Source organism: Falsiroseomonas sp. E2-1-a4, from assembly GCF_051433165.1.
Classification (GTDB): domain Bacteria; phylum Pseudomonadota; class Alphaproteobacteria; order Acetobacterales; family Acetobacteraceae; genus Falsiroseomonas.
In genome coordinates, this window is record NZ_JBHMFS010000008.1 from 88227 (window position 1) to 107986 (window position 19760).

15 protein-coding genes are annotated in these 19760 nt (G+C 69.4%); 4 read left to right on the forward strand and 11 right to left on the reverse strand.

The features are described 5' to 3' along the window. Positions 1–17: 17 nt before the first annotated feature. The 6 genes from ACFHNC_RS10815 to ACFHNC_RS10840 all read right to left on the reverse strand — a co-directional run bounded on the left by ACFHNC_RS10815 (position 18) and on the right by ACFHNC_RS10840 (position 9591). Entirely contained in the window at positions 18–1373 is a 1356-nt protein-coding gene (locus ACFHNC_RS10815) for a S41 family peptidase (protein WP_437169228.1), read from the reverse strand. 137 nt (positions 1374–1510) lie between these two features. After that, the gene (rnr, locus tag ACFHNC_RS10820; protein ID WP_437169229.1) at positions 1511–3802 is read right to left on the reverse strand and encodes a ribonuclease R; all 2292 of its coding nucleotides are present in this window, start codon (positions 3800–3802) and stop codon (positions 1511–1513) included. A 1-nt stretch (position 3803) separates the two neighbouring features. Next, positions 3804–6575: a type I DNA topoisomerase gene (gene topA, locus ACFHNC_RS10825; protein WP_437169230.1), complete on the reverse strand. Its 2772-nt coding sequence runs from the start codon at positions 6573–6575 to the stop codon at positions 3804–3806. Positions 6576–6624: 49 nt separating this feature from the next. Further along, a complete protein-coding gene (gene dprA / locus ACFHNC_RS10830) occupies positions 6625–7734 on the reverse strand; it encodes a DNA-processing protein DprA (RefSeq protein WP_437169231.1) in 1110 nt (369 codons plus the stop codon). A 1-nt stretch (position 7735) separates the two neighbouring features. Continuing rightward, a complete protein-coding gene (plsY, locus tag ACFHNC_RS10835; protein ID WP_437169232.1) occupies positions 7736–8326 on the reverse strand; it encodes a glycerol-3-phosphate 1-O-acyltransferase PlsY in 591 nt (196 codons plus the stop codon). Beyond that, positions 8323–9591, reverse strand: coding sequence for a dihydroorotase (locus ACFHNC_RS10840; protein WP_437169233.1), 1269 nt, complete (start codon positions 9589–9591; stop codon positions 8323–8325). Before ACFHNC_RS10840 ends, plsY begins: the two co-directional genes overlap by 4 nt. Positions 9592–9836: 245 nt before the next feature. Here ACFHNC_RS10840 and rpmG point away from each other — a divergent pair, with 245 nt between their 5' ends. Further along, complete coding sequence (rpmG, locus tag ACFHNC_RS10845; protein ID WP_168033295.1) at positions 9837–10010, forward strand: 50S ribosomal protein L33; 174 nt, start codon at positions 9837–9839, stop codon at positions 10008–10010. A 97-nt stretch (positions 10011–10107) separates the two neighbouring features. Here the strand turns inward: rpmG and ACFHNC_RS10850 are convergent, their stop codons facing one another. Next, a complete protein-coding gene (locus ACFHNC_RS10850; RefSeq protein WP_437169234.1) occupies positions 10108–11508 on the reverse strand; it encodes a PleD family two-component system response regulator in 1401 nt (466 codons plus the stop codon). A 122-nt stretch (positions 11509–11630) separates the two neighbouring features. On the opposite strand from ACFHNC_RS10850, the gene ACFHNC_RS10855 reads away from it, so the two are divergent. Next, a complete protein-coding gene (locus ACFHNC_RS10855) occupies positions 11631–12245 on the forward strand; it encodes a class I SAM-dependent methyltransferase (RefSeq protein WP_437169235.1) in 615 nt (204 codons plus the stop codon). Between the two features lie 69 nt (positions 12246–12314). Here the strand turns inward: ACFHNC_RS10855 and ACFHNC_RS10860 are convergent, their stop codons facing one another. The 4 genes from ACFHNC_RS10860 to ACFHNC_RS10875 all read right to left on the reverse strand — a co-directional run bounded on the left by ACFHNC_RS10860 (position 12315) and on the right by ACFHNC_RS10875 (position 16126). After that, positions 12315–12959: a VOC family protein gene (locus ACFHNC_RS10860; protein WP_437169236.1), complete on the reverse strand. Its 645-nt coding sequence runs from the start codon at positions 12957–12959 to the stop codon at positions 12315–12317. Position 12960: 1 nt separating this feature from the next. Beyond that, entirely contained in the window at positions 12961–13659 is a 699-nt protein-coding gene (locus tag ACFHNC_RS10865; protein WP_437169237.1) for a glutathione S-transferase family protein, read from the reverse strand. Between the two features lie 99 nt (positions 13660–13758). Further along, positions 13759–14838 carry an SMP-30/gluconolactonase/LRE family protein gene (locus tag ACFHNC_RS10870; RefSeq protein WP_437169238.1) on the reverse strand — a complete coding sequence of 360 codons (1080 nt, stop codon included), beginning with the start codon at positions 14836–14838 and terminating at the stop codon, positions 13759–13761. A gap of 103 nt (positions 14839–14941) precedes the next feature. After that, positions 14942–16126, reverse strand: coding sequence for a pyridoxal-phosphate-dependent aminotransferase family protein (locus ACFHNC_RS10875; RefSeq protein ID WP_437169239.1), 1185 nt, complete (start codon positions 16124–16126; stop codon positions 14942–14944). A gap of 145 nt (positions 16127–16271) precedes the next feature. Here ACFHNC_RS10875 and ACFHNC_RS10880 point away from each other — a divergent pair, with 145 nt between their 5' ends. After that, positions 16272–19187, forward strand: a complete 2916-nt coding sequence (locus ACFHNC_RS10880) for an FAD-binding and (Fe-S)-binding domain-containing protein (protein ID WP_437169240.1) — start codon at positions 16272–16274, stop codon at positions 19185–19187. Then, positions 19184–19756 carry a DUF924 family protein gene (locus ACFHNC_RS10885; RefSeq protein WP_437169241.1) on the forward strand — a complete coding sequence of 191 codons (573 nt, stop codon included), beginning with the start codon at positions 19184–19186 and terminating at the stop codon, positions 19754–19756. The genes ACFHNC_RS10880 and ACFHNC_RS10885 overlap by 4 nt, the downstream gene beginning before the upstream one ends. Positions 19757–19760 lie beyond the last annotated feature (4 nt).

The following is a 19760-nucleotide window of genomic DNA, read 5'->3' on the forward strand; positions in this document are numbered from 1 at the left end:
TACGGCCCCCCCACCCTTTATGGCCCCCTGACCGCCCGCGCATAGGCCGCCGGCGTCTCGATCAGCGCGCGCGCCGCCACCCGGTCATCGTCGCGCCCCTCCGCCGGCGGGCAGGCGTTCCGCAGTGCGGCGATCTCGCTGGCCAGCACCGGCACGCGTGCGGCGCGCTGGCGGGCCAGCATGCGGCCCATCGGCGCTTCCCCCTGCCGCAGCGCCGCCAGGCCCTGCGCCATCACCTCCGGCCCCAGGCTGGTGCACAGCGCCGGCAGCACGCCGAGGCCCTGGATCGGCCAGCCCGAAATCGCCAGGATGCGCGACCAGGTCACCAGCAGCTCCGCCCCGTTCGGCAGCGGCGCGACAAGCTGGATCAGCCCCTTGCCCATGGTGGCGCTGCCCACCACCGCGGCCCGCCCGCGTTCGGCCAGCGCCGCGGCGACGATCTCAGCCGAGGATGCGGTTCGGCCATCCACCAGCACCACCACCGGCAGCCGCTCCGCCAGATCCTGCCCACCCGCCAGATAGCGGCGATTGGCGTCGGGGTGCCGCCCCTCGGTCCGCATCACCTCGCCATCCGTCAGGAAGGCATCGGCCACCGAAACGGCCTGGCTCAGCAGCCCGCCGCGATTGCCGCGCAGATCCAGCACCACGCCGCGCGGCACGCCCTCCGCGAAGGCGTCGCGCAGGACCTGCGTCAGGCGACGATCCGTGACGGCGGAGAAGCCGCTGAGGCGCACGAACAGGATGTCGTTGCTGCGCTCGGCCGTCACCGTCTCCGGCACCACCACCTCGCGGATCAGCGTGAAGCTGCGGCGGCGGCCGGCACGCAGCACGGTCAGCCTGACCTCGCTACCCTCCGGCCCTTCCAGCAGCCGCGCCGCCAGCCCCGGCTCCCGCGGGCCGAGCGGCCTCCCATCCACCGCCAGCAGCCGGTCCCCGGCGCGGATACCGGCGAGCGCCGCCGGCCCGTCCCGCGTCAGCGCGTCGATCACCAGGGCGCCGCCCTGCACCGCAACCCGCAGCCCAAGGCCGGATTGCCCGACGCGCCGTTCGCGCGCGGCGCGGGCATCCTCCGCTGTCATGTAGCGGCTGTAGGGATCGAGGTGGTTGAACAACTCCTCGAAGCCGGAAGCCAGCATCCGTTCCGCCCCCGCCTGCCGCAATTGCGGGGAGGCGCGCCAAGCGGCGTCGTAGAATCCTTCCAGCGTCATGGCGACGGCCGTGCCCCGTTCGGCGGCGGTTCCAGGCCGTGTCAGCAGCGCCAGCGGCACGCTGGCCAGCACGCGATCCTCGCCAAGCAGCAGGATCCCATCCTCCCGCAATTCGGCATTGAAGCGCGTATCCAGCACCGTCAGCCCACGCAGCGACCACAGCACCAGGTCGGCGGGGCTGGCTGCCTCCAGGTGGCGTTCCAGAATCAGGCTGTGGCTGCGGGCCAGAACGCTCTCGAAGGCCCCGCTGCGCCGGCCGGTCTGGTCCTGCGCCGCCGCCCCCAGCGCAGGCAGCAGCAGGATCAGCGCCTGCGCGACGCCTTGCCGGAGGATTTGGCGCGCGAGGCGGCGCCAACGTCCCGCTTGCCGCGGGAGGTGCCCCGCGGATCGCCCTGCATCAGGGAAAACACCATGCCACCGGTTCGCGGCACAGCCTCCGACAGCCTCACTTCGACCGCCTGGCCGAGGGAGAAGGTCAGCCCCGTATTGCGGCCGGACATCGTATGCCCGGCCTCGTCCAACTGCCATCTGTCGTCCGGCAAGGTCGCGAGCGGAACAATCCCGCTGGCGCCGTTCTCCTGCACGGTGACGAACAGGCCGAAGCGTGTCACCCCGGAAATCCGCGCTTCGAAAACTTCTCCGACACGTGTTGCCATGAAAGCAGCAAGATAGCGGTCGATAGCGTCACGTTCCGCCATCGCGGCGCGTCTTTCGGTCTGCGTGATGTGTTCCGCGGTGTCCGCAAAGCGTGCGACCTCGGTAACGGCCAGGCCATTCTTGCCGAGGTTGAGGCCGGCGATCAGCGCGCGGTGCACCAGCAGATCGGCGTAGCGGCGAATCGGGCTGGTGAAATGCGCGTAGCGCGCCAGCGCCAGGCCGAAATGGCCGATATTGTCGGGCGAGTATTCGGCCTGGGACTGTCCGCGCAGCACCGCCTCATTCACCAGCCGGTCCTCCGGCTTGTCCTTCACGGCGGCCAGGATTCCACCGAAATCGCGCGGATGGATGCGGTCCCGCGCCGGCAGCTTCAAGCCGAGCGATTCCAGGAATTGCCGCAGCCCCTCCAGCTTGGCGTCGGAGGGCCGGTCGTGGATGCGGTACATGCAGGGCTGGCTCAGCCGTTCCAGCTCCTCCGCCGCGCAGACATTGGCGGCGACCATGAATTCCTCGATCAGCCGGTGCGAATCGAGACGGGCGCGCGGCACCACCGCCTGCACCTTGCCATGGGCATCCAGCAGCACGCGGCGTTCCGGCACGTCGAGCTCCAGCGTGCCGCGCCGGGCGCGATCCGCCAGCAGGGATTCGAAGGCGCCGTAGAGGTGGCCGAGCAGATCGGCCGGCACGCCCTCCGGCACCGTGCCGTCATCCTTCGCCGCCTGAACCTGTTCATAGGTGAGGCGGGCGGTGGAGCGCATGATGCCGCGGCCGAAGCGATGCGCGGTCTTCCGGCCGGCGCGGTCGAAGCGCATCTCGACGAACAGGCAGCCGCGCGGCTCGTTGGGGCGCAGGCTGCACCAGCCATTGGACAGCGCCTCCGGCAGCATCGGCACGACGCGGTCGGGGAAATACACGGAATTGCCGCGCGCCCAGGCCTCCCGGTCCAGGTGGCTATCCGACGTCACGTAATGCGCGACATCGGCGATCGCCACCAGGCAGCGCCAACCCTCCGCATCGGGTTCCGCCCAGACGGCATCGTCGAAGTCGCGCGCATCGTCACCATCGATGGTGACCAGCGGGATGTCGCGCAGATCCTCCCGCCCGCGCTTGGTGACGCCCTTCGCCGCCTCCGCCTCCTGCACCGCCTCGGCGGGGAAGACATCGGGGATGCCGTGGGCGTGGATGCAGATCAGGGAGACGGAGCGCGCCTCCCCCATCCGTCCCAGCACCTCGATGATCCGCGCCGGGCGGGGGCCGAGGCTGTGGTGGCTCGGCATCGGCTCGGCCAGCACGATGTCGCCGGGCCTGGCGCCATTCAGCTCCACCACATGCCAATCGGCGCGCTGGCGGCGATCGGTCGGGATGATGCGGCCTTCCTCGAACACGCCGAGGATGCGGGCCGGCGTCTCGCGGGCAATGCGCTTGAAGGTGCGGCCTTCATACTTGTTGCCGCCGATGAATTTCAGCCGCGCCAGCACCCGCTCCCCGGGTGCCAACGCCGCCTGGCCCTTGGCCTCGCGCCGCATGAAGATGACCGGCGGCGGGCCGCGGTCGCGGTGCCAGTTGACGGGGCGCGCGATCGGGTCGCCATCCGGGTCGGTGCCGACCACCTCCACCGGCAGCATCTCCGGCAGGCGTTCCGGCGCGGCGAGGCCTTTGCGGCCAACGGGCGTGGCCTGGCCGTTCTCCTTCAAGCCGCGCAGCAATTCGCGCAGCGCCGGGCGCTGGTCGGTGGACAGCCCGAAATGCCGCGCGATCTCCGTCTTGCCGACGCGGCCGGGGGCGCTGCGCAGGAAATCCCGGATCTGCACCAGCGTAGGCAGGGCGGTGGGCGCGGCCTCCGGGATGCCGGTGCGGTGGCGTGGCGCCTTGGTGCCGCCGCCGCCCTTCACCTTGCGGGCGGCGTGGCCCTTCACCGGGGGACCGCGCCGGACCATCTCAGCCCGCCTTCCGCGCGGTCGGCTTCTTCGCCGCCGGCTTCGCGGAGGTCGCGGCCTTCGGCTTGGCCGCTGCCTTCTTGGCCGGCGCCTTCTTCACGGCAGGCTTCGCTGCGGCGGCTTTCTTCGGCGCCGCCTTCTTCGGGGCTTCGGCTTCCCCGTCCGCCTTGGCCGCGGCCTTCTTCGCCGGCGCCTTCTTGGCGCCCTTCTTGCCCTTGTTGAGCGGCGGCAGCTCCTTGCCCTTCTCGGCCAGCAGCTTCACCGCCTCATCCAGCGTCACCGTGTCGAAATCCATGGTCTTCGGCATGGAGGCGACGCGGCTGCCATGCATCACGAAGGGCCCGAAGCGCCCGCGCCGCACTTCGACCGGGCCGCTGGAGGGGTGATCCCCCAGCGCCCTTCCGCGCGGCTTCACATCGGCCAGCAGCGCCACCGCGCGGTTCAGGCCAACCACCAGCACGTCGTCATCCGGGTCCAGCGACTTGAACAACTGGCCCATCTTCAAATACGGCCCGAAGCGACCGATGGCCGCGGTGATTTCCTCGGTGGTCTCCGGATGCACGCCGACGATGCGCGGCAGCGACAGCAGCGCGAGGGCGCGTTCCAGGTTCAGGCCGTCCGGGTCCATGCCCTTCGCGAGGCTGGCCCGGCGCGGCTTCACCTTCTTGCCCTTCTCGTCGAGCGTTTCCTCACCGAGCTGGACATACAGCCCGTAAGGCCCGCGACGCAGGCTGATGTTCTTGCCGGTTGCCGGATCGACGCCCAGCTCGCGCTGGCCCTCATTGAAGCCGGCCGCACCCTCGGCTTCCGACCCCGGCGCCACCAGCGGCCGTGTGTAACGGCATTCAGGATAGTTCGAGCAGCCGATGAAGGCACCGGTCCGCCCGAGCCGCAGGCCGAGCCGGCCGCCGGAGCAGGCCGGGCAGCCGCGCGGGTCCACGCCATCTGCGCGTGTCGGAAAAAAGTGCGGGCCAAGATCCTCGTCCAGCGCATCGATCACATCGCTGATGGTCAGCTCGCTGGTCGCGGAGATCGCCTTGGAAAATTCCTCCCAGAAGGCCCGCATCACCGCGCGCCAATCGGCCCGGCCGCCGGAGATATCGTCGAGCTTTTCTTCAAGCCCCGCGGTGAAGCCGGTATCCACATAGCGTTCGAAGAAGGCCATCAGGAAGGCCGTCACCAGCCGCCCGCGGTCCTCCGGCACGAAGCGCCGCTTATCCAGCTTCACATAATCCCGGTCCTGCAGGACCTGCAGGATCGAGGCGTAGGTGGAGGGCCGGCCGATGCCCAACTCCTCCAGCCGCTTCACCAGCGTGGCTTCGGAGAAGCGCGGCGGCGGCTGGGTGAAATGCTGGCTGGCGGTGACGGGGCCGGACTTCGCGGCATCCCCCTCCCGCATCGGCGGCAGCGTCTTGCTGTCGTCATCCGGCTCCGGCCCGGCGGTGGCGATGCCGGCACGGGCATCCGCCGCGCGGTCGTCCTCATCTTCGCGGTACAGCCGCAGAAAGCCGTCGAAGGCGATGACGGAGCCGGTGGCGCGCAGCTTCGTGCGGCCGGAGGGTTCCACCAGCTCCACCGCAGTCTGGTCCAGCTCCGCGGATTGCATCTGGCTGGCGACGGCGCGCTTCCAGATCAGCTCATACAGCTTGCGCTGCCGCTCATCGAGGAAGCGGGCCACCTGGTCCGGGGTGCGGGAGACGTCGGTGGGCCGGATCGCCTCATGCGCTTCCTGCGCGTTCTTCGCCTTGGAGGAATATTCGCGCGGCGCCCCCGGCACGTAGTCCGCGCCAAAAACCTCCTTCACATGGTCGCGGATGGCGAACATCGCCTCCCGGGCCATCTGCACGCCATCCGTCCGCATATAGGTAATCAGGCCGACGCTCTCGCCACCGATATCGGTGCCTTCATAAAGCTGCTGCGCCACCCGCATCGCCGCCTGCGCGCCCATGCCGAGTTTTCTCGAAGCTTCCATCTGGAGGGTCGAGGTGGTGAAGGGCGGCGGCGGGTTCCGCTTGGTCCGGCGCTTCTCGACGCTGGCGACACTGAATTTGCCGGCTTCGACCGCGGCCTTCGCGGCCATCGCCATGGCCTCGTTCGGCAGGTCGAACTGGTCGAGCTTGCGGCCCTCATGATGCGTCAGCCGGGCGCCGAAGGGCGCGCCGGATGGGGTCGCGAAGCGCGCCTCAACCGTCCAGTACTCGCGCGCCCGGAACGCCTCGATCTCGGCCTCGCGCTCACAGATCAGGCGCAGCGCGACCGACTGCACCCGGCCGGCGGAGCGGCTGCCGGGCAGCTTGCGCCACAGCACCGGGGACAGGTTGAAGCCCACCAGATAGTCCAGCGCGCGGCGTGCCAGGTAGGCGTCGATCAGCGGCACATCCAGGTCGCGCGGATGCGCCACCGCGTATTGCACGGCGCGCTTGGTGATCTCGTTGAAGGTGATGCGGTGCACCTCGACGCCCTTCAGGACGCCGCGGCGGGCCAGCATGTCCTTCACATGCCAGGAAATCGCCTCCCCTTCCCGATCCGGGTCGGTGGCGAGGAACAGGCGGCGGGCGCCCTTCAGCGACTTGGCGATGGCGGTGATCTGCCGGTCGCCCCGCTCATCCGCCTCCCAATCCATGGCGAAATCCTCGTCCGGCCGGACGCTGCCATCCTTGGCCGGCAGGTCGCGGACATGGCCGAAGGAAGCGAGGACGGTGAAGTCGTCGCCGAGGTATTTGTTGATGGTCTTGGCCTTTGCGGGGCTTTCGACCACGACGACGTCAGTCATTTCCGTCTATTCGCCTTCGCGCGCTTCGCCCGCCCAATCGCCCTAACGGTCAGGTCACTGACCGCACGACCCGGTTGCCAGGCAGGCATTCCACCAGCCCGGACAACTCCAGGTCGAGCAGGATCGCCTGGACGGATGGCGCAGATAGCTGGCAGCGGCGGACCAGATCGTCAACGGCGACGGGCACCGTGCCAATAAATTCAAGAATTTGCGCCTGCGATTCGGGCGGTTCTGGGGCGGAAACCGGGGGCGGAGACGGGTTGACCGGGCTGGGCGCGAGCGAAAACAGCGGCAGTTCCAACGGCTGGGACGGCAGATTTGCCAGCACATCCTCCGCCGTCTCGGTCAGATGGGCGCCCTGGCGCAGCAGGTCGTTGCCACCCCGGGCGCGCGGGTCCAGCGGGTTGCCGGGCACCGCGAACAGCTCCCGCCCCGCCTCCAGCGCCAGCCGGGCGGTGATCAGGCTGCCGGAACGCGGTGCGGCCTCCACCACCACCAGGCCGAGCACCAGCCCGGCGACGATGCGGTTGCGGCGCGGGAAGTGGCGCGCCATGGGGGCGGTGCCGAGCGGCGCCTCGCTGACCACCACCCCGCCTTCCGCCGCGATGCGCGCCTGCAGCGTGGCGTTCTCAGGTGGGTAGGGCTGGTCCAGCCCGCCGGCGACCACCGCCACGGTCCGCCCATGCGCCCCAAGCGCGCCCAGATGCGCCGCCGCATCGATGCCGCGCGCGAGGCCGGAGGTGACGGCGATGCCGCCCATGCACAGCCCGGCCGCCAGTTCCTCCGCAATCCGGCGCCCGGCGGCGGAGGCCGACCGCGCGCCGACCACGCCGACCTGGCGGCGCTTCAGCACGGAGGCATCGCCGAGCACCGCCAGCACGGGTGGCGGGTCCTCCAGCAGTGCCAGCAGCGGCGGGTAGGCGGGATCGTCTAGGAACAGGAAGGACCCGCCCAGCCGCGCCACCGCGATCATCTCGCGCTCGATCTCAGCCACCGGCGGGGCGGTGAAGGCGCGGCCGCTGCGGGCGGCATGGGCCGGCAGGGCGGCCAGCGCGTCGGCGGCGCCGCCATGGCGGGCAATCAGGCGGCGAAAGGTGGCGGGGCCGATGCCATCGGTGCGCGACAGGCGCAGCCGCGCCAGGGCCTCGGCCGGCGTCACGTCAGGCCTTCTTGCCGATGCGCGGCTCGGTGCCGGCCAGCAGGCGGCGGATATTGGCGTGGTGGCGGATGGCGATCAGCAGGGCCACGCCCGCACAAAAGCCGGCCAGCCGCCAATCGCCGGACAGCGCGGCGACAATCGGCGCCAGGGCGCAGACCGTCAGCGCGCTCAGCGAGGAAATCCGCGTCAGCGCCGCCATGGCCAGCCAGACGGCCAGCAGCAGCAGCCCGAGCGCCGGTTGCGCCGCCAGGATCACCCCCGCCCCGGTCGCCACGCCCTTGCCGCCTTTGAAGCCGAGCCAGATGGGAAAGGTGTGTCCCAGCAGCGCGCAGAATCCGGCCAGCAGCGCCGCATCCTCGCCCCAGATCCAGCGGGCCAGCAGCAGCGCCACCGCACCCTTGGCCGCATCCAGCAGCAGCGTGGCGACGGCCAGTTTCTTGTTGCCGGTCCGCAGCACGTTGGTGGCGCCGATGCTGCCCGAGCCGATGGCACGTACATCGCCCAGTCCCGCCGCCTGGGTCAGCAGCAACCCATAGGGCACGGAGCCCAGCAGATAGCCGAGCAACCCGGCGAGGATCAGCCCGGTATTCACCCGAACACCCTCTGGCCGGCCTTCCAGGTGCCGAGCACCCGGCCCTCCAGCGCCCGCCCGTCGAAGGGCGTGTTCTGCGCCTTGCCGGGCAGTTTCCCCGAGTTCACCTGCCAGCCGCGTTCCAGGCTGAACAGCACCAGGTCGGCCGGCGCGCCCTTGCGGAGCCGCCCGGCCTCGATGCCCAGCAGTTTTGCGGGGCGGTCCGTCATCAGGCCCAGCGCGTCCAGCAACGGCAGCTTGCCGCCATGCACCTGCGCCAGCGTCACCGCCAGTAGCGTGGCCAGCCCCGTCCCGCCGGGCTCCGCCTGGGCGAAGGGCAGGCGCTTGTCATCGGCATCATGCGGCTGGTGGTCGGAGGCGATGGCATCGATGGTGCCATCCGCGAGCGCGGCCACTACCGCCAGCCGGTCCGCCTCATCCCGCAGCGGTGGGGAGAGCTTGGCGTAGGTGCGGTATTCGCCGATCGCCGTCTCGTTCAGGTCGAAATAGGGCGGCGCAGTGTCGCAGGTGACGCGCAGGCCTTGCGCCTTGGCACGCCGGATCGCCTCCAGCGCCGCGGCAGTGCTGACATGGGCGAAATGGACATGGCCACCGGTCAGGCGGGCGAGTGCGATGTCGCGCTCCACCATCATGGCCTCGGCGGCGGGCGGGATGCCGGGCAGGCCCATGCGCGTGGCGCGCTCACCTTCCGTGGCAGCGCCGCCACTGGCCAGCGAAGGCTCCTCCGGATGCTGCACGATGAAGCTGCCGAAGGCGCGCGCATAGGACAGCGCCAGGCGCATCAGCCGCGCCGGGCCGACGGCGCGCCGGCCATCGGTGAAGGCCACCGCGCCTGCTTCCCGCAGCAGGCCGAATTCGGACAGGTCCTTGCCGGCGCAGCCGCGGGTGGCGGCGCCATAGGGCAGAATGGTCAGGCTGCCGCTCGCCTGGCGGGCCAGGAAGGAGACCAGCGCCGGGTCATCGATGGCTGGCTGCGTATCAGGCAGGGCGCAGAGCGTGGTGATGCCGCCCGCCGCTGCGGCCTGGGCGGCGGAGGCAATCGTCTCCCGATGCTCGCCGCCCGGCTCGCCGAGGGCGGCGCGCAGATCGACCAGCCCGGGGGCGAGGCAGGCGCCCTGCAGGTCCAGCGTCGCCGCGCCATCCGGCACGCCGAGATTGCTGCCGAAATCGGCAATCCGGCCATCGCGCACCAGCAGCGATCCGGGCGCATCAAGCCCCGTGGCGGGGTCGAGCAGGCGGGCATGGAGGAGGACAAGGTCGCGCATCGCTATCGTTATAGCCGGCGCCACGAGTCCCGCCATGCATGGTCGTGCAGGATCTGGTGCAGCCCTGCTGGCGTGCTCCTCCCCGCATGAGGCCGAAGGGGCGCCGATGGTGCGCCAGAGCGGCGCCATGGCGAACTGAAGGCTTGACCTGCCCGGCCGGGGGGCTAGAACACCAGCCTTCGCAGGGTGGGCCGCAAGGCGCGCCCGCAACCGTTTGAACCGCTTCCCGTTCTGGAACCTGTACGATGGCCAAGGCCAATACCATCCTGATCAAGCTGGTGAGCACGGCCGAGCCGTCCACGGGCTACTTCTACGTGACCAAGAAGAACACCCGGAACGCCACCGGCAAGCTTGAGATGAAGAAGTACGACCCGGTCGCCCGGAAGCACGTGCTGTTCCGCGAGTCCAAGATCAAGTAATCCGCTGGGGGAGCGCCCCCTGGCACTGTTGATCGGCTGAGGCCGCGCCGGACCCCGGGTCTGGCGCGGTTTTTTGCGTTGCATGCGGGCCGGGCCGCTACCGCGCGCCGCGGCCGGCGGCCTTGCCCTGGTCTGCGCTGGGGGGCCAATCCGCCGGCACGGCCGCTTCCACACGGTTCCGGCCGTTGTTCTTGCCGCGATACAGCGCCGCATCGGCCGCACTGACCACGTCATCCGCCTGCGCGCCGATGCCGCCGGCGGCGACGCCGATGCTCATGCTGATGTTGAGCGTGATGCCCTCCGCCACGATGGGCACATTGGCGATCGCCGCCCGCAGGCGCTCCGCGACCAGCATCCCATCCTCGGTCGCGGCGCCGGACATCACCACCATGAATTCCTCCCCGCCATAGCGGGCGACCACATCGGCGGCGCGCAGATGGCCGCGGACCCGCTCTGCCACCTCCCGCAGCACCACGTCGCCGGCGGCGTGGCCGTGGGTGTCGTTCACCAGCTTGAAGCGGTCCACATCCATCAGCAGCACGGCCGCACCGGAATTCCGCAACACGCCTTCCAGGTGCCGGCGGACATAGCGGCGGTTGCGAAGCCCGGTCAGCGGGTCCGTCACCGCCATCTCCAGGCTGCGGTCGAGATCGGCGCGCAGCCTTTCCTGGTAGCGCTTGCGGCGGATCTGGTTGCGCACCCGGGCGCGCAACTCGTTGGGATCCACCGGGCGAATCACATGGTCGTTGGCGCCCAGGTCGAAGCCACGCAGCACCAGGGTCTTCTGGCCCGGGTCTGCCACCAGCAGCACCGGCACATCCCGCGTATTGGCGTGCGCGCGCAGGCGGGACGCCAGGCGCAAGGCATCGCCGCCATCCAGCGACAGGCTCAGCAGCACCACATCATGCAGCCCATCCTGCAGGATGTCCCAGGATTCCGCCGGGTCGGCGCAATGCGCCACCTCGATCCCATCAGCGCCGAGGACCAGGCCCAGCGCCTCCGCCTCCGCCGTATCCTCGTTCACGATCAGGGCGCGGGCGCCGGCGACGCTGGGCGAGGGGCCGGGCGGTGGCTCGAAGCCCAGGTCGCGGGCGGTCTCGGCGCGCAGCCGCCAGGCGTCCAATACCTGCTTCATCCGCAGCAGGGCGCGCAGCCGGGCGAACAGGGTGGCATCGTCCACGGGCTTGGAAAGGAAGTCATCCGCCCCCGCCTCCAGCCCCCGCACCCGCTCCGCTGGGTCCGTCAGCGCGGTGATCATGACGACGGGAATATGGGCCGTTCCGGGCTGCGCCTTCATCCGGCGACAGACCTCATAGCCGTCCATGCCCGGCATCATGACATCGAGAAGAACGACGTCCGGCATCCACCGTTGGACGGTGGTCAGTGCCTCGGGCCCCGAGGCGGCGATCGCCACCTCGTAATACTCGTTCAGCAGCTTGATCTCGAGCAGCCGGAGGTTAGCGGCGATGTCATCGACGACGAGGATACGAGCCGTCATCGGACCACCTGCCCGCGCCGGACCGGCGCGCCCGCGCATGTCTGGCGACGCGGGAACAATCCAGCTACAAGGCGAGATGTCGACCTGATGCACATGGTCACAAATCTGTCAAGGAGAAATCGGTGTCGGACATCACGCGAGACGAAGCCGCCGCGACCGGCGCTGGCCACCGCCAGGTCGCCAATGCCAGCCTGTTCTTCAAGCGCTGGCTGGCGAACCCATTGCAGATGGGCTCCATCATCCCGTCCTCGGACACATTGTGCCGGCGAATCGCGGCGCTGGTGCGGCGGGCGGAGGACGAGGTGGTGGTGGAGCTCGGCGCCGGCACGGGCGTGATCTCCCGCGCCCTGCTCGCCGCCGGCGTGCCGCCGGAGAAGCTGGTGGTGGTCGAGATCGTGCGCGACATGGCCGACCACCTCCGGGCGGCGCTGCCCGGGGTGAACGTCATTTGCGGCGATGCCTTCGAGTTGGCCAAGGCGCTCCCCGAAGCGATGCATGGAAAGGTCGGCACGGCGATCTGCGGTATTCCCCTGGTGCTGCTGCCGCGGGCGGACCAGCAGCGCTTCGTCGATGCGGTGGAGGCGGTGGCCCCTGGCAAAGGTTTCCTGCTGTACACCTACTGCATCACCTCGCCACTGCCCTACCGCGCCCTCGGACTGACCGCGAAGCGCGAGGTGTGGACCCCGATGAACTTCCCGCCGGCCAGCGTGTGGCATTACCAGCCTGCCCGGTCATGAACCACACCGCAATGTCTGGTCTGAAAAGCGGCACCGGGCGGGGGTAGGAGCTGGCCCGCCCGGGCGTCCTCAGCCGCTGCTGAGGGCCACTTCCGTGCCGTCCGGCCGTGTGATCCGCGCCACCAGGCGCGGATGCGGGCTGCGGCGCACTTTCAGCGCCTCCTCCAGCCCACGCTGGCGCAGCGCCTCCCGCAATTGTTCGTCATCGGGGAATTCGGCTTCCAGCGCGACCAGCTTGCAGCCGGACTTCTTCAGCCGCGGCGCCGCGCCCTTGCCGTCATCCCACTGGATCAGCGGCGGAATCAGGTTGCGCATGTCCTGACGCTGGGGCGGGAATGCCATGCGCCAGGACAGGTCGCCGCGCGACCAGGCCTTCACCTCGCCGGCCTGGCTGGCGCCGAGGCGCGTGACCACCGCATCCAGCACCGGTGTGCGGGCGACCCAGGCGATCAGATGCGGCCCGGCCTCCAGCATCATCGCCACGGCCGGGTCATCCAGGTCGAAGGGCCGGGCCTGGGTAGGTTGCGGCTGGTCGGGATCAGCGGCGATCACCTCCAGGTAGTGCTGCGGCCCCAGGCTCAGCAGCATGTTGTGCGTGCCGATGCCGGGATGCGCGCCGCCCTTGGTGGGGCGGACGCCAAGCTGCGCCTCGATATAGTCGGCGCCTTCCTCAAGGGTGCGGGCACCGATGACGATGTGGTCGATCTCGGCCATCTCAGCGGGCCTGGAACTGGGTGTTGCCGAACAGCACTTCGCGCTCCTTGTCGGACATGGCGCCGACACGTTGGTTCTCGGCCAGCACCTGCACGCCGCGTTGCACGGCGGGGCGCGCCGCGATGGCATCATGCCAGCGCTGGACGTTCGGGAATTGCGCCAGATCAATGTTCCGGCGGGACGGATTGCGGATCCAGGGGAAGGTGGCGATGTCGGCGATGGAGTACGCCTCCCCCGCCAGCCATTCTGCCTCCCCGAGCCGTTTGTCCAGCACCCGATGCAGCCGGCCGACCTCCTTGGCGTAGCGTGCCTGGGCGTAGGGGATCTGTTCCGGGGCATAGGCGTGGAAATGGCCGTACTGGCCGAACATCGGCCCGATGCCGCCCATCTGGAACATCAGCCATTCCAGCGCCCGGTAGCGCCCTGCCGGGTCGGCCGGCAGCAGCTTGCCCGTCTTCTCCGCCAGGTAGATCAGGATCGCACCCGATTCGAACAGCGTAAACGGCTTCCCGCCCGGCCCGTCCGGATCGACGATGGCGGGGATGCGGTGGTTCGGCGTGATCGCCAGGAATTCCGGCTTGAACTGTTCGCCGGCGCCGATGTTCACCGGCACCACGGTGTAGGGCAGGCCGAACTCCTCCAGCGCGATATGCACCTTGTGGCCATTCGGCGTCGGCCAGGTCCAGACCTCGATCGGCATGCGGCCGTTCCCCACGATGAGCTGCCCAAGGTGGGCCGGCCGCGGCGGGCTGACAAGCCGCCACGACCGGCGCCGCCCCGGGCTGGACCCGCGGGGATGTCAGCAGAAATGCGCGCCGCGCGTCTCCACCGGCACCATGTAGAGCGACTGGCTGGCGCACATGAACAGCCGGTTCCGGCGCGTGCCGCCGAAGCAGATATTGGCGCAGATCTCGGGCAGGCGTATCTGGCCGATGCGGGCGCCATCGGGGGCGAAGATGTGCACCCCGTCATAGCCTTCCCCCACCCAGCCCATGGCGCCCCAGACATTGCCGGCCTCGTCGCAGCGGAGGCCATCGACCATGCCGGTTCGGCCATCCAGTGTCATTTCCGCGAAGGTGCGGGGGTTGGTCAGGCGTGGGCCGTCCACGTCATAGGCCCAGATGATGCTGCGGGCGTCCGGATAGTGGCTGCGGCCGGTGTCGGCGACATACAGCGTGCGGTAGTCGGGGGAGAAGCAGAGGCCGTTCGGCTTGAACACGTCATCCGCCACCTTCGCCACCTGGCCGGATTGCGCGTCGATCCGGTAGATCGCCTCCTTGATAAAGGGGCGCGGGGATCGGGCCGATTCGGGCACGCGGTTGCCCTCGTAATCCATCAGCCCGCCATAGCCGGGGTCGGTGAACCACAGCGCGCCATCCTCGGGGTGGACCACGCCGTCATTGGGCGCGTTGAAGGCGCCATCGGGGCCGCGATCGGCCAGCACGGTCACGCGCCCATCCGGCTCGTAGCGCACCACGTCGCGGTGGAAGTGGCGAAAGGCGATCTGGCGGCCTTCGCGGTCGAAGGTGTTGCCGTTGGAGTAGCCGGAGGGGCTGTGGAAGCGGCGATGCGTGGTCAGGTCCTCCTCCACCAGGCGTAGGCATTCGTCGTTCGGAATGTCCGACCAGATCAGGAATTTGCCGTTCGCGTGCCAGGCGGGGCCTTCCGCCCAGCCCATGCCGGTGTGCAGCCGGGTGATGGCGGAATTGCCGAGCCGCGCGCTGAAGCGCTTCGGATCGATGGCGATGATGTCGGGGTCCGGGTAGCGCTGCGGCTGGGCGTTAGGGCCATAGCTGCGCTGCGCCACGGCGGGCGTCGCGGCGAGCGCGGCGGCCGCGCCGAGCAAGGCGCGGCGCGACGGATCGGGGAGCCGGTTCATGCTGTTTCCTCCATTGGCCCTTTAAGGGCGGCCGGAGGATGGCATGGGGCCAAGTCGGAGGTGCAACCTTGGCGTGCACCCTATCGCAGGCGTGATGAACGCTTCAGGCGTTGCCGCCAAGACACTCCATCGCCACCTGCACGCCGCCGGCTTGATGCGGCACGCCGGCGGCGCGCAACCCCATCTCCACCCCGCCCAGTGCGCCCACCATCTGCAAGGGCGAAATGTCGCCGAGATGGCCGATGCGGAAGACGCGGTCGTTCAACTGGCCGAGCCCATTGCCCAGCGACATGTTGAACTTTTCCAGGATGGTCGCGCGCAGCGCATTGGCACTGTGGCCCTCGGGCAGGCGCACGGCCGTCAGGACCGAGGAATAGTGCCGCGGATCCTCGCACTGCACCTCCAGCCCCCAATGGCGGACGGCGCGGCGGGTGGCTTCCGCCATGCGGTCGTGGCGGGCGAAGACGTTGTCCAGCCCCTCCTCCAGCAGCATGTCGCAGGCGGTGTCCAGCGCATAAAGCATGTTGGTCGCTGGCGTGTAGGGGAAGTAGCCGGTGGCGTTCGACGCCAGCATCGGTTTCCAGTCCCAGAAGCTGCGCGTCAGCTTGGCCGATTCGCTGGCCTTGATGGCCTTGGCGCTGATGGCGTTGAAGGACAGGCCGGGCGGCAGCATCAGCCCCTTCTGGCTGCCGGAGACGGTGACGTCCACGCCCCATTCGTCGTGCCGGTAGTCCATCGAGCCGAGGCCCGAAATGGTGTCCACCAGCAGCAGCGCCGGGTGGCCGGCCGCATCGATGGCGGCACGCACCTCGGCGATGCGGGAGGTGGCGCCGGTGCTGGTCTCGTTGTGCACGACGCAGACGGCCTTGATGGCGTGGGACTTGTCGTCGCGCAGCTTGCGCTCGATCGCCTCCACGTCGGCACCGCGGCGCCAATCGGTCTTGACGAAATCGGCGACGATGCCGAGGCGCTCCGCCATCTCGTTCCACAGATGCGCGAACCAGCCGGTCTCGCACATCACCACGCGGTCACCGGGCGAGAGGGTGTTGACCAGCGCCGCCTCCCACGCCCCGGTTCCGGAAGCGGGGTAGATCACCACATGCGATTTCGTCTTGAAGATGGCCTTCGTCTTCTCCAGCACCTGGGCGCCGAGCTTGCCGAAATCCGGGCCGCGATGGTCCATCGTCGGGTGATCCATGGCGCGCAGGATGCGGTCCGGGACGTTGGAGGGGCCGGGGATCTGCAGGAAATGGCGGCCGGAATTGGGCTTGGACTGGAAATAGGCCATCGTGTCTTGGCTCCCTCGCTGCCCCGATAGCTAGCCGCAGACCATGCTGACTGCCAATGAGTAAGCCTTGTCGGATTGATGAGATTTATAGATGACCGTCGACGCGGGCGCCGCGGTAGAGAACGGCCGGAGGAGAGCCCCAAGCATGAATGCCAGCACGAAGATCGCCGATAGCCGCCTCGCCCAGCGCCTGAAGCGGGAGACTTCGGGCGAGGTGCTGTTCTCCGCCGGCGATCGCGGCCGCTATGCGACGGATGCTTCGATCTATCAGCAGATGCCGGTGGGCGTGCTGGTGCCGCGCAGCATGGCGGATGTGGCGGCGGCCATGGCGATCTGCCGGGAGGAAGGCGTGCCCGTGCTGCCGCGCGGCGGCGGCACCAGCCAATGCGGCCAGACGGTGAACCGCGCCCTGGTGCTGGACTGCACGCCGCATCTGCGCCGGGTGCTGGCCATCGAGGGCGATACCGCCACGGTTGAACCCGGCATCACCCTCGGCGCGCTGAACGAGGCGCTGAAGAGTTCGGGAAAATTTTATCCGGTGGATCCCTCCACTTGGCAGCGCTGTACCATCGGCGGCATGGCGGGGAATAATTCCTGCGGGTCCAAATCCATCCGCTACGGTCTGATGGCCGATAACGTCCACGCCATCGACGCGATCCTGGCCGATGGCACGCGCTTCCGCTTCGGCGACATCCCCGAGAATCTCGGCCCGGATGTGCCCGGCTCCGTCGCCGACCTTGTCGCGAAACTGCGGGCCATCGGGGCGCGGGAGGCGGAGGAGGTGGCCGCCCGTTTCCCCGACCAGCTTCGCCGCGTCGGCGGCTATAATCTGGATGCGCTGACCCCCGCCGGCCGCGCCGCCGGCCGCGGCAGCCTGGCGCGGCTGCTGGTGGGCAGCGAGGGGACGCTGGCATTCTCGGCGGCGCTCGACCTTAAGCTGTGGCCGATCAAGCCGCGCAAGGTGCTGGGGATCTGCCAGTTCCCGTCCTTCCGGCAGGCGATGGCGGCCTCCCAGCACCTTGTCACGCTGAACCCGGAAGCGGTGGAGCTGGTCGATCGCACCATGATCGACCTCGGCCGGTCGATTCCCATTTATCGCGACACCATCGACCAGATTGTCATCGGTGAGCCGGACAGCCTGCTGATCGTGGAATTCCACGGCCATGACGATGCCACCCTGCTGCAAGGGCTGGACCGGCTGGAGGAAATGATGGGCGACCTCGGCCTGCCCGGCCAGGTGGTCCGCATCACCGATGCCGGATTCCAGGCGCGCGTCGCGGAAGTGCGCGAGGCCGGGCTGAACATCATGATGAGCATGAAGGGCGACGGCAAACCCGTGTCCTTCATCGAGGACTGCGCCGTCCCGCTGGCCGACCTCGCCGACTATACTGAGCGCCTGAACGACGTCTTTGCCCGCCACGGCACCAAGGGCACCTGGTACGCCCATGCCAGCGTCGGCTGCCTGCATGTTCGCCCCGTGCTCAACATGAAATCCGGCGAGGACGTGACGAAGATGCGCGCGATCGCGGAGGAATGCTTCGCCCTGGTGCGCGAATACAAGGGCAGCCATTCCGGCGAGCATGGCGACGGCATTGTGCGTTCCGAATTCCACGAACCGATGTTCGGCGCCCGGATCGTGAAGGCGTTCGAGGCGGTGAAGGACGCCTTCGACCCGGGCACGACGGCGCTGCCGTATGGCCTGCTGAACCCGAACCGCGTGGTGCATCCGCCGCGCATGGATGACCGTACGCTGTTCCGCTACGGACCGGACTACGCGGCCGACCCCAGCGTAACACCGGCGCTCGAATGGTCTGCCTGGCCGGGTCCGCAAGGCGGGCTGCTGTCGGCGGTCGAGATGTGCAACAACAACGGCACCTGCCGGAAATTCGACGCGGGCTCCATGTGCCCCTCCTACCGCGCCACGCGGCAGGAACAGCACCTGACGCGCGGTCGCGCCAATACGCTGCGCCTCGCGCTGACCGGGCAGTTCGGCCGCGAAGGCCTGGCTTCCGACGAGGTCGCGGAGGCGATGGCGCTGTGTGTCGGCTGCAAGGCCTGCAAGCGCGAATGCCCGACGGGCGTTGACATGGCCAAGATGAAGATCGAGGCCGCGCATGCCCGCGGTCGTGCGCGCGGCGTGGCGCTGCGCGACCGGCTGATTGCCGAAATGCCGCGCTGGGCGCCGTTTGCCGCCATCGCGCCTATCGTCTTCAACGCGCGCGACCTGATCCCCGGCATGGCAAAGTTGACGGAGCGCCTCACGGGGCTTGCCGCCGGCCGCACCCTGCCCCGCTTCCGCGGCGACGCCTTCCACGATGCGGAGCTGCGCGCGCCGGATGGCCGCGCCAACGAAGTCATCCTGCTGCCCGACCTGTTCAACCGCTACTTCGAGCCCGAGAATCTGCGCGCCGCCATCCGCGTGCTGCGCGCCGCCGGCGCCGATCCGGCCGTGGCCCGTCCGCCGCGTGGCGCGCGGCCGCTGGATGATGGCCGCACCTATCTGGCGGCCGGCATGGTCGAGCAGGCCCGCGCGGAGGCACGCCGCACCCTCACGGCGCTGTCGGAATGGGACAGCCCGGTGCTCGGCCTGGAACCCTCCTGCCTGCTGACATTGCGCGACGAATTTTTGGCGCTTCTCCCCGGCGAGGCGGCCGAGAAACTGGCTGCTCGCGCCCTGCTGGTTTCCGAATGGCTGGCGAAGACCAAGGCGCCGCTGAAGCTGAAGGCGATCGGGGCGGAGGCGCACATTCATGGGCATTGCCACCAGAAGGCGGTAGGCGACTTTCCTGCCGCGGTCGCCACCCTCACCCGCATCCCAGGCCTGAAGGTCACGCCCATCACCTCCTCCTGCTGCGGCATGGCAGGCGCCTTCGGCTATGATGCAGAGAAGCTGCCCACTTCCATCGCCATGGCCGAGCTTTCGCTGCTGCCGCATATCCGGCGCACCGCACCGACCGCGCTGATCGTCGCCGATGGCACATCCTGCCGCCACCAGATCGGCGACCTGGCGAAGCGCCCCGCGTTGCACTCCATCCGACTGCTGGATATGGCCCTGACATGACACAAGCCGCCGAGATCCTCGACTTCTGGTTCAGCGAAGGCCCGGGCACTTTCCGCAAGGCCTGGTTCACCAAGGATGATGCCTTCGACGCCAGCATCCGCGCCCGCTTCGGCGAGCTTCTGGTCCCGGCGCGCGAAGCCGCGCTCGATGATTGGGCTGCAACCCCCGAAGGTGCGCTGGCGCTGCTGATCCTGCTGGACCAGTTCCCACGCAACCTGCATCGCGGCCGCGCCGAGGCCTTCGCCTCGGACCCGCATGGGCGGACCATCGCGCGGCAGGCGGTGCTGCTTCGCAAGCAGGATCTGGCCCTGCACCCGGTGCAGCGCAGCTTCCTGTATCTGCCCTTCGAGCATGGGGAAACGATGGCCGACCAGGACCTGTCCGTGGCGCTGTTCGAGGGGCTGCGCGATCTCCCGGGCATGGCGGCGCCCGAGGGCGTGATCGACTATGCCTGGCGCCACCGCGTGGTGATCCAGCGCTTCGGCCGCTTCCCGCATCGCAACACAGCCCTGGGGCGGGAGAATACGGCGGTGGAGCAAGCCTGGCTCGCGGCGGGGGGTGGTTTCTGAAAAT